Origin of the sequence: Microbispora bryophytorum (genome assembly GCF_043197435.1) — a bacterium.
Taxonomy (GTDB): domain Bacteria; phylum Actinomycetota; class Actinomycetes; order Streptosporangiales; family Streptosporangiaceae; genus Microbispora; species Microbispora bryophytorum.
Genome location: NZ_JBICTF010000002.1, coordinates 1 through 13,900, shown reverse-complemented (window position 1 = coordinate 13,900; position 13,900 = coordinate 1). Strand labels below are relative to the sequence as shown.

The following is a 13,900-nucleotide window of genomic DNA, read 5'->3' as shown; positions in this document are numbered from 1 at the left end:
GGTTATTGCTGTGGCGGTTACCGGTGCGGCGGTGCGGTGCTCTCCCGTACGACGAGGGTGGTCGCGAGCTCGACCCGGTGCTGTTCGAGCGGCTCGCCCTCCGCGAGGGCCGCGACCATCCGCGCGGCGGCGGCCCCCATCTGCACGAGCGGCTGCCGTACGGTCGTCATGGGCGGCCCGGCCCACTGGGTGAACGACAGGTCGTCGAACCCGACGACGCTCAGGTCCTCGGGGATGCGCAGCCCGGCCCGCCTCGCGGCCTCGTACACACCGAGCGCCTGCAGGTCGTTGGCGGCGAAGACGGCGGTCGGGGGATCGGGCAGGCGCAGCAGTTCGGTGCCGTCACGCAGGCCGCCCTCCATGTACAGGGTGCTGACGCGCACGAGATCGGGGTCCACGGGCACGTCCGCCGCGTCCATCGCGGCGCGGTAGCCGTCGAGTCGGGCCCGGCAGCACGGCCACTGCGTCGGCCCGCTCAGCATCGCGATGCGGCGGTGGCCGAGGTCGAGCAGGTGGCGGGTCGCGGCCATCCCGCCGCTCCAGTTGGTGGCGCCGACCGACGGGGTCTCATGCAGCGGTTCGCCGGTCGGGTCGAGCACGACCAGGGGAATCGAGCGGGTGGCGAGCTGCGACTGCTGCTGCACGGTGAGCTCGGAGAAGACCGCGACGACGCCGGTGGGGCGGCGGGCGAGCACCTGCTCGGTCCACGCCCTGCCCGGGGTGAGCCGGCCCTGCATCTCGGTCAGCACCACGGCCAGCTCATGCTCCCTGGCGACCTGCTCGACCCCCTGGATGATCTCCAGTGCCCACAGGCTCTCCAGAGCGTGGAAGACGAGCTCGATGATCGCGGCGGGCTCGCTGTCGCGGCGCCGGTATCCGTGCTCCCGCAGCACCGCCTCCACCCGCTGCCGCGTGGTCAGGGCGACTCCCGCATGCCCGTTGAGCACCCGCGACACGGTCGGCGCGGACACCCCCGCCAGGTGGGCGATCTCGGCCACGGTCAGCCTCTGACGCGGAAGATCCCCATCGAGGGCCCGGTCGGTCGAGGTCACGGCGAACAGTCTATGGGCCTTCGCCCTCTTTCGGCTGGATCAGGCCGCCCGTCGGCGCCCGGGCCCTTCGGCCCTACCGCGGACGGCGGTGGGGGGAGACGGTGAAAACAGAGGTGGAAGGCGGGTGACCGCCGTGTTCGTCGATCGTCGTGACGCGGGCCTGCGCCTGGGCGAGCGGTTGCGCGGACTCCGGGGAACGGAGGACGTGGTCGTCCTCGGGCTGCCCCGAGGGGGCGTGCCGGTGGCGTTCCAGGTGGCCAGGGCCCTCGGCGCCCCCCTGGACGTGATCGTCGTACGCAAGCTCGGCGTGCCGTACCAGCCGGAGCTGGGCTTCGGCGCCATCGGCGAGGGCGGGGTGCGGGTGGTGAACCCCGACGTCGTACGGCTCGCCAACATCACCCGCGGCGAGATGGCCGAGGTGGAGCGCCGCGAGCGGGCCGAGCTGGAGCGCAGGGCCCGCCGCTTCCGGGCCGGTCGCGAGCCGGTGGACCTGGCCGGCCGGACGGTGATCGTGGTGGACGACGGGATCGCGACGGGCGGGACGGCCCGGGCCGCCTGCCAGGTGGCGCGCGCGCACGGGGCCTCCAGGGTGGTGCTCGCGGTACCGGTCGGCGCTCCCGAGACGATCGCGAGCCTGCGCAGGGACGCCGACGAGGTCGTCTGCCTCGACACGCCCGACCACTTCTACGCGATCGGCTCGTGGTACGACGACTTCACCCAGGCGAGTGACGAGGACGTGGTCGAGTGTCTGCGGCTCGCCGGTGGTCAGGGGCTCTCGGGCGACCGCTCCCAGTAGTGCTCGATCCGGGCGTCGGGCCCGGGGTAGAAGCACGGCGTCTCCCGCTCCTCGTCGAGCCATCGCACGAGGTAGGGGGGCGAGCCGTCGGTGTGGTAGAGCGCGACCACGATCCCGATGCGGCCCGCCCTGCCCCGGTGGATGCTCTCGACGATCAGGTGATCGCCGACCGACGCCTTCATGGTTACGGCCTGAGCAATCCGGAGGGCTTCGCCCGTTCGCCGGCCTCGATGATGCAACGCGTGACCATGGGACCACCTCCATCTCCATGTTTATTCGAACTTAGGCGGATAAATAGGGCATTAGGTCACAAGTGGGGCGGGCTTCCGTGCGAGGGGGAGAGCCGACCGTGAAGATCAAAGATGTCATGTCCACGCCGGTGGTCGTGGTCCCGCCGATCACGCCGGTGCGGGACGTCGCGCGGCACATGGACTACTCGGGCGTCGGCTGCGTCGTGGTGTCGGAGGGGCGAGGCGTCGCCGGCATCGTGACCGACCGCGACCTCGCCGTACGCGTGCTCGCCCAGGACAGGACCGGCGACACACCGGTCGGCCAGGTGATGTCGGAGCACCCGGTGGTGGTCCAGGCGGAGGACGAGGTCGAGGTGGCCTTCGACACGTTCCGCCGCCACTCCTTCCGCAGGCTCCCGGTGGACGCCGAGGGAGGCGTGGTCGGCATGCTGACGATCGACGACCTGCTCCTCCAGATGCACCAGCTCACCGCCGACCTGCTCACGCCGGTGGTCAAGGAGATCAGCGAGCCGCAGCATCAGAGCGACTAGATGTTCACGCCCCTGCGGCGTACGGCGGAGCGCACGCCGCCCGGCCGTGACCGTCACATCGACCTGCTGCGCGCCGTCGCCATCGCGCTGGTGGTCCTCGGGCACTGGCTGGCCGTCGTGGTGACGTACGGCGAGCGGGTCGGCGGCGACACGATCCTCGCGTTCGTCTCCTGGGCCAGGCCGCTCACCTGGCTGTTCCAGGTCATGCCGGTCTTCTTCCTGGTGGGCGGCTTCGCGGGAGCCGCGTCGCTCGGCTCCTACCGGCGGCGGGGCGGCGACGCGATCGGCTGGTTCCTGTGCCGCACCGACCGCCTGATCCGCCCGACGACGGCGTTCCTGCTCGCGCTGGGCGGCGCGGCCCTGCTCACGCTCCTCCTGGGGGTCGACCCCGCCGTCGTGGGCATGGGAGTCTGGCTCGCCTGCCTGCCGTTGTGGTTCCTCATCGCGTACGTCACGGTCGTCCTGCTCACCCCGATCCTGCTCGCGCTGCACCGCAGGGCGGGCCTCGCGGTGCCCGCCGCGCTGGCCGTGGCGGTGGCGTTCGGCGACGCGGCGCGGCTGCTCGGCGGCCCGGCCGTGCTCGGCACGGCCAACTACCTGCTGGCCTGGGCGGCGGTCTACCAGCTCGGCATCGCCTGGCGGGAGGGAGCCCTGCCCGCCAGTCCTCGCGTGGCCGTGCCCATGATCGCGGGCGGCCTGGCGGCCCTCGTGCTGCTCACCGTTCCGGGGCCCTACCCGGTGAGCATGGTGACCGATCCCGGCGGCCGCCTGCAGAACACCTCGCCGCCGACGCTCGCGCTGCTCGCCCTGGCGGTCACGCAGACGGGGATTGCCCTGCTCCTGCACGAGCGCGGCGGGCGCATGCTGCGCCGTACGCGCCCGTGGACCGCCGTCGTCGCCGCCAACTCCGTGATCATGACGGTGTTCCTCTGGCACATGACCGCGGTCGTGATCGCCGTGCCCGCCCTCTACATGACCGGCCTGCTGCCGCAGCCGTCTCCCGGGTCGGCCGCCTGGCTGCTCCTGCGCGTGCCGTGGCTCGCCTTCCTGACGGCGACCCTCGCGGTCCTCGTCGTCCTGTTCGCCTTCGTGGAGCGGCGCGGAGGCCCCTGCCCCGCGCCGGAGGCCGGGAGGTCGGGGGCGGGAACGGGGGCCAGGACGGTGGCCGTGACCCTGGCGGGGACCGGCCTGGTCGTCGCGGGCCTGCTCGGTGCGGCGCTCACCGGCGCGCAGGGCCTGCCCGCGCCGATGCTCCCTGTCCACTTCGCCGTCTACTTCGCCGTCTATTTCGCCGGCGCGGCGCTGCTGCGGGCCGCCCGATCGGCGCACCGGCCGTGAGAGCGCCGGCGCAGGACCGGAAGGGGATCCTTCTGGAGGTCGCGGCTCTCACCAATTGGGAACAAAAGGGCGACTCGTCCGGATAGGTCCGTGTCAAGTGACCTTGATGGGGCAGCAGTGGGGGCGTGTCCGACAGCGGTCTATCCCCAGGCAGCGGCATCTCCAGCGTGTTCCCCTCGCTCCCCGGCCAGGGGGAGGCGACCCCGGCCCCCGGCCCATCTTCGGATGGCGTGAGCCGACCGGGCGTCGATCCCATGGATCGTGGCGCCGACGGTGTGCCGGCCTCCGACCGGCCGTTCGGCCTGCCGGGACGTCCGCTGCGCAGCAACCCGTTCATGTTCGGCCTGACCGGCGCCCTGGGCGTGCTCACCGCATGGCTCCTCGTGCAGGCGATCGCCGGTGCCGGCTCGGCGATCGTGCTGATCGTGGTCTCGCTGTTCCTGGCCATCGGCCTGAACCCCGCGGTCGAGGCGCTGCAGCGGCGCAACCTGTCCCGCCGTCTCGCGATCACGATCGTGTTCGGGTCGGTCATCGCGTGCTTCGTGGTCTTCGGGCTCGCGGTCGTGCCGCCGCTGACCGAGCAGACCACCGGGTTCGCCCGGGAACTGCCCGACTACGTGCAGCAGCTCCAGAACCACCCGATGATCCGCTCGGTGGACGAGCGCTACCAGATCCTCGACAAGATCCAGCAATACGTCGCGGGCGGTGGGCTGGCCACGCAGATGTTCGGCGGGCTCCTCGGTGTGGCGAGCGTAGTGATCAGCGCGCTGTTCAGCGGCTTCACGGTGCTCGTGCTCACGCTCTACTTCCTCGGGTCGCTCAACTCCATGAAGGAGACGGCCTACCGGTTCGTGCCCCGCTCCCGCCGTACGCGGGTCCGCCTGCTCGGTGACGAGATCATCAACCAGATCGGCGGCTACGTCGCGGGCAACCTGATCATCTCGTTGATCGCCGGCGTGGTGACCTTCCTGTTCCTGGCCATGCTGAAGGTGCCGTACGCGCTCGCGCTGGCCATCTTCGTCGCGGTCACCGACCTGATTCCCCTGGTCGGCGCGGTCATCGGCGCTGTCGTGGCCTCGGGGGTGGGCTTCCTCTCCTCGGTTCAGGTCGGCATCGCCTGCGTGGTCTTCTTCGTGGTCTACCAGCAGGTCGAGAACTACTTGATCTCCCCGAAGGTGTTCAAGTCGTCGGTCGACGTGCCGCCCGTGGCGACCATCGTGGGAGCCCTGCTCGGCGGGGCGCTGCTCGGCATCGTGGGCGCCCTGCTCGGCATTCCGCTGGCGGCGGCCCTGCTCCTCCTGGCCCGCGAGGTGGTGCTGCCCCGCCAGGAGCGGCTATAGCCGTTTCAGGAAGAGGGGTGCCGTCACGCACCCGCTGACAGAGGATCGCGTCATGCGACTTGCGTACCGAATCGCAGGGTTATGGGGGCGCATGGCGTTGCTCGTCGTGCTGCTGTGGGGCGCTCTGGTGACCGTGCTCAGCATGACCCCGCGCGAGCGCACCCTCGCCGACTTCCACACCGCGCTCCGGACCGGGCAGGTCACGTACGTCATCTACCACGGCACCCCGGTGGATCTGCGGTGGTCGACGGGCCCTCTGTTCTGGTATCACGCCGATCGCTCTGCGAACGGCGCCTACACCCCCGGCGCACTCCTACGCGACCTGAACACCGCCGTTCCCCGCCCGGAGGCCACGCTCGCCCATCCGCGCCAAGGGCTCTTCCCGGACTGGCCGTTCCGCGTGCCGTTCCGCCTGCCGTTCCATGGCGCGACCTGGCTCGTCGGCGGGGCCTGGATCGTCGCGCTCCTCATCATGATCGGTACGGACGGGCCCAGGCTGGGAAACAGATGGGCCTGGTTCTGGCTGTTCACCGTGGGCGAGGTGGGCGCGATGCTGTTCCTTCTCCTCGAACCCCGGCCGCTGTGGCGCGGACTGGAGCCACAGAATCCGGTGCGCAATCGGATGGGCGGAGGTGGCGGCTGCGTGCTGGCTCTCTGTCTCAGCCTGGTGATCCCCGTTCTCGTCGCGGTCGGGCTCTCCCGGGTGTTGCACACTCTGCTCGATCTCCTGTCCGCGGCTCCGTAAGCCTGTAGCTCCAACAAATCGCCTCGCAAGGTTGCTCTGAGTGATGTTGGTGGGAGAAAATTGAAACAGAATTTCGAATCTCGTTGGAAGGTACGATGGATATGTTCGATATCAATCCTGAGCACTCCCATCGTTCGAATGGCTCTGCTGGCTGGTGGGACCGGTTGACCTCCGGTTCTCGGTTGTGGTCCGCGGATGGTTCGGCCGCTCGTGAGCACTTTCCGATCGCCGATCCCCAGCCGGCGCGGCACGCGAGCCGCACCAAGGCCGACAGCAGCACCAGCAGCACCAACAGCGGGCTCAGGGACGGTGAGGGCGTCGACGACGACGCGGCCGGTGCCGCGAGCGCCGACAGTGCCGGTGCCGGTGCCGGCGCTGGGAGCACCGGTGGTGCCGGTGGTTGTGGTGCCGGTGCCCGCGATGCTGCTACTGGTGCTGCTCGGGGCCGGTCGTCGTGGGTACTCGTGAGTTCGTTGCGTGAGTCGGCGCAGGCGTTGGCGTTGGCGGCGTTGCCGGGCGATGCGGACATCTGCGTGGCCGAGGCCGAGGATTTGCTGTTCGCGCGGGATCGGATCACGTGCGCGTTGGCGGATCGGGTGGGGCAGGTGCATCGGGCGGGGCAGGCCAAACAGCATGGGCATGCCTCCACCCGCAGTTGGTTGCGCACCGCCGCCGGGATGAGCGTGGCGGGAGCGGGCCGTCTGCTGACCTTGGCGGTGGAGTTGGCGCGCCTGCCGAGGGTGCGGGAGAAGTTCGCCGCCGGGGTGTTGTCGGCGGGGGTGGTGGAGGCGATCTGCACGGCCACCGCGCGGTTGAGTGATGAGCATGCGGGGCTGGCTGAGCCGATTTTGCTGGAGTTGGCGGGTAAGGCGGGGCCGGCGGAGGTGGCCAAGGCGGGGCGGTATCTGCGGGCGGTGCTGGACCCTGATGGTGAGGAGCGGGACGAGCGGGCCGACTACGGGCGGCGGTTTCTGCGGGTCCGCCCCACTGCGGGTGGCGGGTTGGAGGGGGAGTTCTATCTGCCGCGTGAGGCGGCGGCGCGGTTGCGGGCGCTGTTGGATGCTTATGCCAAGCCGCGTGCGGAGGGCGATGATCGGCCGCTGCGGGTCCGCCAGGCGGATGCGTTCATCGCGTTGATGGAGCAGAAGATCGTGGCTGAGCTTCTGGTCCTGGTCAACGCCGAATCCCTGCCCACCGACCCCGAACCCGACCACCCCGCCCCCGACCCCGACCACCCCGAAACCACCGAAGCCGCCCAGAGTGCCGGGGACGGCCGGGACGCCCAGGACGCCGAGAACGGGCAGCGTGCCGAGGACGCCGAGGACGCCGAGCACGCCCAGAGTGCGGACAGCGCCGAGGACGCCCAGGACGCCGAGCACGCCCAGGGTGCGGACAGTACCGGGGACGGCTGGGACAGCGAGGACACCGACGCCTTTGGCGACCCGGGTAGCGTTGCCGGGCCCTGCCCCGTGGGCGACGACGACATCGAAGACGCCATCCCCACCGACGACGCCCCCGGCAACCTCAGCGACGCCGGCCCCGCCGACACGGGCATAACAGACGCTGCCGCGCCTGCTCGGGGTGAGGCCCCCTACCGGCCACATGACCCCGGCACCGCCGAGACCGAGGCCGAGACAGCGGCCGGTCCGGCGGCCGATGCCGGGGCAGCAGCCGATGCCGATGCCGGGGCAGCCGCGGACGCCGCTGCCGGGAGCACCGACCTTGACCCTGCCTCTGCCGAGGGCGACGACACCGCACCGCCCAGGGGCGCAGACCGAGACCACGCGGCGGCCCACGCTGAAACAAACCCCGAGCCCGCAGCAGCACGGCCTGCCTATGGCGGTAGCGCGCCTCCAGACGCAGCACCTCCAGACGTAGCACCTCCAGACGTAGCACCTCCACACGTAGCGCCACCACATGTGGCGCGTCCCCGCGCGGCGCATTCTCGCGCGGCGGAATGGCCGGATCCTCCCCCTGAGGACGCCGCTGCGCATCACACTCACGCTGGGCATCAGCCTGCGGGGGACTGCCGCCATGGGCAGGGCACGCCCGAAGGCCGCAACGACATACATCATGAGCAGTCGGCAGCAGAGACGGCGCGAAGCGCGGTACCGGGAGCGCCGAGACCGGAGCCGGGGACACCGCCGGGCGAGCCGGGGTCGAGGACTCCGCCGGGGGCACCGCCGGGGAGGCCATCGGAACCAGAGCCCGGGACACCGTCGAGCGAGCCTGGGCCGGGGACACCACCGGGCAAGCCACTGGGAGCGGCGCCGGGGAGGCCGCCGGGGAGGCCCTCGGGAACAGCGCCGGGCGAGCCGGGGCTGGGGGCGGTGCCGGGAGCTTTGCTGGGCACCGCGCCGGGGTTGTTGCTGGCGACCGGGCAGATGCTGCCCCTCGCCAGCGTGCATCGCCTGGCCCGCACAAGCGCTCTGGTGCGGTTGGTGATGGATGCCGAGGGGCAGGTGCTGGACATGGGCCGCAAGGTCCGCCTGGCCACCCCCGCCCAGCGACGGGCCGTCTACGCCCGCTACGCCACCTGCTGGATCGACGGCTGCCCGCTGCCCGCCACCATGTGCCAGATCGACCACGCCGACAACTGGAGCACCGGCGGCCTGACCGACCTGAAACTCCTCGGCCCGGCCTGCCAGTTCCACAACCGTGACCGCTACCAGCACCCCGACCGCTACACCCGCCACAAGACCGGCACCGACCGCTGGGCCTTCACCTACCAGCCGACCCACATCAACCGGCTACGGATTTAGCGGGCCGCTGGCGACACGGACACGCGCTGACCGCGGTGCCCACGGCGCCCTGGGCGCCCGGGGCGCTCAGCGCAAAGAAGGCATCAGCAACCGCACAGCACATCACACCCCGGGAGAAGGGAGGCGAAGTGAGGGGTATGAGCCGGATGCGTCGCTTGTGTGCCAATGCAAAGGCAGGTGTGGATCGGATGGGCGACATCAGGGCAGAAAGAACCCGCGTCGTGTCCATGTCCGCTCGGCGCATGGCCGTCGCCGCGCTCCTCATCGTGATGCCGAACGTCGCCGTGGTGCCGCAGGCGCTGGCCGCGCCGGTCCCGGCCGCCGGTCACGGCCCGCATGGCCACGGCGGCAAGAGTGGACAGGGTGGTCATGGCGGCCAGGGCAAGAAGGGCCAGGGCAAGAAAGGCAAAGGGAAGAAGGGCAAGGGCCACGGTCACGGCGGCGCCCGTCTCGCCGGTTTCGGTGGCGGGTTGGGTGACGGCGGCGGCGGTGGTACGCAGCGCACGGCCGGTGTGAACACCGCCAACGCGCCGACGATCAGCAGCCCGCCCTACCAGCTCAATACGGGCAAGCGCAACGTGAACGCCCCCGCGGGCAACAGCGCCGTCGACTTCGCCGGCGTCCAGCAGGTGTCGAGCGTCAGCGTCTTCACCGACTCCCTGAGCGGCAACTGCAGAGGCGGGATCAAGAACTGCTCGATCAACCAGACCCTGGAGTCCAACGAGAGCAGGGGCGAAGGCATCGGGCACTGACAGGAGACGGGCGTCTCCCGCACGGAAGACGCCCGCCTTTCCCATGTTGGCCCGAGGATCAGAGCTCGCCGCTCTCGATCGCGTCCTTGAGGGCCTCCTGCAACTGCTGGTGCGAGGCGGTGCCGTTCGCGGCGACAAAGTCGATCAGCGAAGAGTCCGCTTCGAAGGTGAGGTTCTCCGTGACCCGGGTCTTCCCGCCGGGCAGCGGCGAGAAGTCGATCTTCTGGTGCGTTACCACGTTGGGCTGCGACCAACTGTCGGTCTCGTAGTAGAACCCGTCCGGGTGGAGGCGCTGCTGGGCGTGGGTCTTGCTGACCACGATCGTGCCCTCGTACGGGATCTCCTCGATCGCCGTGAGGTTGCGGTAGGTCGCGGGGGCCTCGCGCCACTCCTTGTGCGTGACGACCCGCTTCAGGAACGGGTTCTTACCGAGGTGGTTGTTGAAGTCCGAGTACTTGTAGAAGGTCAGCGGCATCGGCGAGTCGATGTCGACCGAGATGCTGTTCGTGACCCGGCTCCGGCCCGAGTCGGGCGCGGGCGGGGTGGTGTCGGTGAAGTGGTAGGTGTCCCAGGCGGTCTGCCACTCGGCGGCGATATCGGCGTCGCTCTCGGTCGTGCCGGGGGTGGTGTCGGCATTCGCGGGAGCGGACAGGGCGGCCAGGACGAAGGCGGCGGCGAACACGGGGGCCGCAGTCGCTCGCAGGGTCTTTCTCACATGTACCTCGAAAGGAGGAGAAATAGTACGAGTGATCTTCTACCGCAACCGCAACCTGTTACAGAAGAGGCCATGCCGAAAATGACGATGCAAAGGTGACGGTGCAGAAGGTGACGGTGCAGCGGGGCCGCCGACGTCGGGAAGATCTCGATCTCGTCCCGTTCGAGTATGCGAGCGTGATCGGGGCTTGGTGCCGGCCGTCGCGACGAGCATCGTTGGACTCATGAGCACAACGAATATGCGCGTCAAGGGCTTCGATCATCTGGTGCTGACCGTGGAGGACGTCGAGCGGTCGCTGACGTTCTACTGCGACGTCCTCGGCCTTGAGCCGGTGCGGGTCGACGAGTGGCGGGCGGGAAAGGCGCCGTTCCCCTCGGTGCGGGTGTCTCCGGACACGATCATCGATCTGCTGCGCGGCGACCGCGGCGAGCCGAACGTCGACCACTTCTGCCTGGTCGTCGAGCCGCTGGACTGGCAGGAGGTCGTCGACTCCGGCGCTCTCACCGTCATCGACGGACCCGGCCCCCGGTTCGGGGCGCGCGGCGTCGCCACTTCGGTTTACCTGAAGGACCCAGACGGCAACGTCATCGAACTGCGCTGGTATCCCCAGGACAAGGGGGAATGAGGGTTCGGTCGTATCGGCGCGGCGCCGGGGCCCGAGCCGTCCGAACGCGGTAGATCCACGTGAGGGTGGTCGGAAGAAGGGCTGGTGCCGATGGCCGGGATGGACAAGCGGGCCGATCTGGTGCTGGAGGGCGGCGGCGTCAAGGGCGTGGGCCTGGTCGGCGCGCTGCACGAACTGCACACCGCCGGATACCGGTTCGGACGGGCCGCCGGCACTCGTGTCGCCGGGACCTCCGCGGGGGCGGTGGTGGGAGCGCTGGCCGCGGCCGGAATGCCGCCGGAGCGCATGCGCGAGCTCCTGTTCGACGTCGACTACCGCAGGTTCAGGGACGCGTCCGCCGCGGAGCGCGTCCCGCTGGTCGGCAGGGGGTTCTCGCTGCTGTCCCTGCTGTTCGAACGGGGCGTGTTCGAGGGCGACCACCTGCGGGAGTGGCTGGGCAACGAGCTGGCCGGCCTGGGTGTCGAGACGTTCGACGACCTGGCCCTCGACGACCCGGCGCCCTGGATGGGCGAGGACCAGCGCTACAGCCTGGTGGTGACGGCCACGGACGTCACCCTGGGCCGGCTGGTGCGCCTGCCGTGGGACTACCGGAGCGTCTACGGCGTGGCGGAGCCGGGCAGGCAGCGGGTGGCCGACGCGGTCCGCGCCTCGATGTCGATCCCCTTCTTCTTCGAGCCCGTCACGATCGCCAATCCCGGCACCGGGCTGGTGTCGACGCTGGTGGACGGCGGCGTGCTGTCCAACTTCCCCATCGACACGCTCGACCGGCCCGACGGGCGGCAGCCGCGCTGGCCCACGTTCGGGGTCAAACTGCTCCCCGCGTTCGGGGAGGACACGCTCAGGCTGCCGCTCGTCGGGGCTCCCCACCTGCCCGCCCTGCGGCTGCTGACGTCCCTGGTCGGGACCGCGATCGTCGGCCACGACCAGACGTACCTCGACCAGCCCTGGGTCAGGGCACGCACCATTCAGGTCGACACCGAGGGCGTGGGGATGGTCGACTTCGACCTCGACGAGGGGCAGAGGCACCACCTCTACCGCAACGGCCGGACGGCCGCGGCGGCCTTCCTGGCCACCTGGGACTGGGACGACTACCGCGCCCGCTACCGTCCCCCCGCGAGAACCAGTGGCCGGAAAACCAGTGGCAGGGCCGAAACGGCCGGGAGTCTACTTGGCCCATGATCGTGATCTCAGCCGCCTCCGGCGCGCTCGGCCGCCTCGTCATCGACCGCTTACGCACCCGTACGGAGGTGGTGGCCGCGGTGCGCGACCTCGGCCGCGCGCCGGAGGGTGTGCCGGCCCGCCGCGGTGACTACGACGACCCGGCGAGCCTGCGCGAGGCGTTCGACGGGGCCGCCCGTCTCCTCCTGATCTCCTCTCCTGAGCTCGACACCCCCCGCAGGATCGAGCAGCACCTGAACGCGGTGACCGCGGCCAAGGAGGCCGGCGTCGGCGCGGTCGTCTTCACCAGCTTCCTGGGGGCCGGCGCCGGCGCGACCGGCATGACGGAGGCCTATCACGCCACCGAGCAGGCCATACTCCGCAGCGGCCTGCCGTACACGTTCCTGCGCCACCCCTTCTACAGCGACGCGTTCGTCCCGCGGGTCGTCGAGGGTGAGATCACCAGCAGCACCGGTGGACGCGGCCTGAACACGGCGTTCCGGTCGGATCTCGCCGAGGCGGCGGCCAACGTGCTGATCGGTAAGGGGCATCTGGGCCGGGCGTACGACTTCACCGGGCCGCTGTGGAGCTATCCCGAGGTGGCCGAGGCGCTCGGCGTGCCCTACCGCGAGGTGCCCGACGCCGGGCCGGGCCCGATGAGCTGGATCAACGCGCAGATCCGCGCGGGGAAGCTGGAGCAGCGGACCGACGACCTCGAACGGGTGCTCGGCCGGCCCGCCGAGACGGTCGCCTCACGCGTCCTGGAGGTAGCCGACAAATAGAGGTGTCTTGACAATTAAATTCGTCGGTAGCTACCGTGGGAACCACGACGGAGCCGGTGGACCCAGACCGGTGGACACAGACGGGTACATACGGAGGAGAGCGCGATGCGCATCGTGGTCATCGAATTCATGAGCGTGGACGGCGTCGTGCAGGCACCGGGTGGTCCCGAGGAGGACACCGACGGCGGCTTCGCCCACGGCGGCTGGACGCATCCGTTCTTCGACCCGGAGATCGTCGGCGGCGCCTTCTACGACACGGTGAGCAAGGCGGAGGGACTGCTCTACGGCCGCCGCACCTGGCAGAACATGGCCGCCGCATGGCCCGAGCGGGCCGGCGACCCGTTCGCCGACCGGATGAACGCGATGCCGAAATACGTGGTGTCCGAGACGCTGAGCGACGACGAGCTGACCTGGAACACCACGCGAATCCCCGGCGACGCGGCCGTCGCCCGCCTCCGCGAGCTGCGGGACGCGGGCGACGGCGACCTGGTCGTCATGGGGAGCCCGAGCCTCGTGCGCACCCTCCTGCACGAGGGCCTGGTCGACGAGCTCCGGCTGATCGTCATGCCGGTGATCCTCGGCGGCGGAAAGACGATCTTCCCGAGCGACGGCCTGCGGCACAGGCTCGAACTCGTCTCCGCGACCACCGGCGGCACCGGCGTGCAGGTGTGCACCTACCGCCGGGCCGTCGAGTAGCGAGTCTTCCTGGTCCTTTCGTCTCAGGGGGTGGTGAGGTCGAAGCGGTTGACGGTGACCGCGCCGCCCAGGGACTGGGTGGCGTAGTTGAAGATGGCGAAGCGGTAGCCCATGAAGAACTGCCAGGCGTTGCCCATGGTGAAGGCCGGTCCGAAGGAGGTGAAGTTCACTCCGTCGGTGCTGTAGGAGAAGCGGGCCTGGCGGCCGCTGCCGGGGCGGATGTCGGCGTTGACCCGTAGCCAGATCCGCCCGCCGGAGACGGCGGTGGAGGCCACCTCGGTGCCTGTGCTGGTGGTCTGCCAGCTGCCGTTCATGGTCAGGTTGTTGGTCGCGACCAGGCGGGTCTGGCCGTTGTCAC

General features: G+C 70.4%; 15 protein-coding genes. 11 read left to right on the top strand and 4 right to left on the bottom strand.

Going from position 1 to position 13,900, the window contains the following annotated elements; translation table 11 throughout:
• Positions 1 to 17: 17 nt before the first annotated feature.
• Complete coding sequence (locus ACGFIB_RS04820) at positions 18 to 1,052, bottom strand: LacI family DNA-binding transcriptional regulator (RefSeq protein ID WP_142567356.1); 1,035 nt, start codon at positions 1,050 to 1,052, stop codon at positions 18 to 20.
• A gap of 124 nt (positions 1,053 to 1,176) precedes the next feature.
• Between ACGFIB_RS04820 and ACGFIB_RS04815 the strand changes: the two genes are divergently transcribed.
• Positions 1,177 to 1,848 (top strand): phosphoribosyltransferase, encoded by a 672-nt coding sequence (locus tag ACGFIB_RS04815; protein ID WP_357252813.1) that lies wholly within the window; start codon positions 1,177 to 1,179, stop codon positions 1,846 to 1,848.
• Here the strand turns inward: ACGFIB_RS04815 and ACGFIB_RS04810 are convergent.
• A complete protein-coding gene (locus tag ACGFIB_RS04810; protein WP_191054771.1) occupies positions 1,818 to 2,030 on the bottom strand; it encodes a DUF1918 domain-containing protein in 213 nt (70 codons plus the stop codon). The two genes, ACGFIB_RS04815 and ACGFIB_RS04810, sit on opposite strands and share 31 nt — an antisense overlap.
• Before the next feature lie 167 nt (positions 2,031 to 2,197).
• On the opposite strand from ACGFIB_RS04810, the gene ACGFIB_RS04805 reads away from it, so the two are divergent.
• The 6 genes from ACGFIB_RS04805 (at position 2,198) to ACGFIB_RS04780 (ending at position 9,566) form a co-directional block, all read left to right on the top strand.
• A complete protein-coding gene (locus tag ACGFIB_RS04805) occupies positions 2,198 to 2,629 on the top strand; it encodes a CBS domain-containing protein (RefSeq protein WP_142567354.1) in 432 nt (143 codons plus the stop codon).
• A complete protein-coding gene (locus ACGFIB_RS04800) occupies positions 2,630 to 3,967 on the top strand; it encodes an acyltransferase family protein (protein ID WP_393368480.1) in 1,338 nt (445 codons plus the stop codon). It abuts the gene before it with no gap.
• Between the two features lie 230 nt (positions 3,968 to 4,197).
• The gene (locus tag ACGFIB_RS04795; RefSeq protein ID WP_393368478.1) at positions 4,198 to 5,307 is read left to right on the top strand and encodes an AI-2E family transporter; all 1,110 of its coding nucleotides are present in this window, start codon (positions 4,198 to 4,200) and stop codon (positions 5,305 to 5,307) included.
• Positions 5,308 to 5,398: 91 nt separating this feature from the next.
• On the top strand, positions 5,399 to 6,052 hold the full coding sequence (locus tag ACGFIB_RS04790; protein ID WP_393368476.1) for a hypothetical protein: 654 nt from the start codon (positions 5,399 to 5,401) through the stop codon (positions 6,050 to 6,052).
• 464 nt (positions 6,053 to 6,516) lie between these two features.
• Positions 6,517 to 8,814 (top strand): HNH endonuclease signature motif containing protein, encoded by a 2,298-nt coding sequence (locus ACGFIB_RS04785; RefSeq protein WP_393368474.1) that lies wholly within the window; start codon positions 6,517 to 6,519, stop codon positions 8,812 to 8,814.
• Between the two features lie 242 nt (positions 8,815 to 9,056).
• On the top strand, positions 9,057 to 9,566 hold the full coding sequence (locus ACGFIB_RS04780; RefSeq protein WP_393368472.1) for a hypothetical protein: 510 nt from the start codon (positions 9,057 to 9,059) through the stop codon (positions 9,564 to 9,566).
• 58 nt (positions 9,567 to 9,624) lie between these two features.
• Here the strand turns inward: ACGFIB_RS04780 and ACGFIB_RS04775 are convergent, their stop codons facing one another.
• A complete protein-coding gene (locus tag ACGFIB_RS04775) occupies positions 9,625 to 10,281 on the bottom strand; it encodes a hypothetical protein (protein WP_142567349.1) in 657 nt (218 codons plus the stop codon).
• Between the two features lie 223 nt (positions 10,282 to 10,504).
• Between ACGFIB_RS04775 and ACGFIB_RS04770 the strand changes: the two genes are divergently transcribed.
• The 4 genes from ACGFIB_RS04770 to ACGFIB_RS04755 all read left to right on the top strand — a co-directional run bounded on the left by ACGFIB_RS04770 (position 10,505) and on the right by ACGFIB_RS04755 (position 13,542).
• Positions 10,505 to 10,906 (top strand): VOC family protein, encoded by a 402-nt coding sequence (locus ACGFIB_RS04770; protein ID WP_357253144.1) that lies wholly within the window; start codon positions 10,505 to 10,507, stop codon positions 10,904 to 10,906.
• Positions 10,907 to 10,996: 90 nt separating this feature from the next.
• Complete coding sequence (locus tag ACGFIB_RS04765) at positions 10,997 to 12,085, top strand: patatin-like phospholipase family protein (protein ID WP_393369994.1); 1,089 nt, start codon at positions 10,997 to 10,999, stop codon at positions 12,083 to 12,085.
• On the top strand, positions 12,082 to 12,846 hold the full coding sequence (locus ACGFIB_RS04760) for an NAD(P)H-binding protein (RefSeq protein ID WP_393368469.1): 765 nt from the start codon (positions 12,082 to 12,084) through the stop codon (positions 12,844 to 12,846). Before ACGFIB_RS04765 ends, ACGFIB_RS04760 begins: the two co-directional genes overlap by 4 nt.
• Positions 12,847 to 12,951: 105 nt before the next feature.
• Positions 12,952 to 13,542 carry a dihydrofolate reductase family protein gene (locus ACGFIB_RS04755; RefSeq protein WP_142567348.1) on the top strand — a complete coding sequence of 197 codons (591 nt, stop codon included), beginning with the start codon at positions 12,952 to 12,954 and terminating at the stop codon, positions 13,540 to 13,542.
• Between the two features lie 23 nt (positions 13,543 to 13,565).
• Here the strand turns inward: ACGFIB_RS04755 and ACGFIB_RS04750 are convergent.
• Positions 13,566 to 13,900: beta-xylosidase family glycoside hydrolase (locus tag ACGFIB_RS04750; protein WP_393368466.1), on the bottom strand; the 335-nt coding region annotated here is incomplete at its 5' end.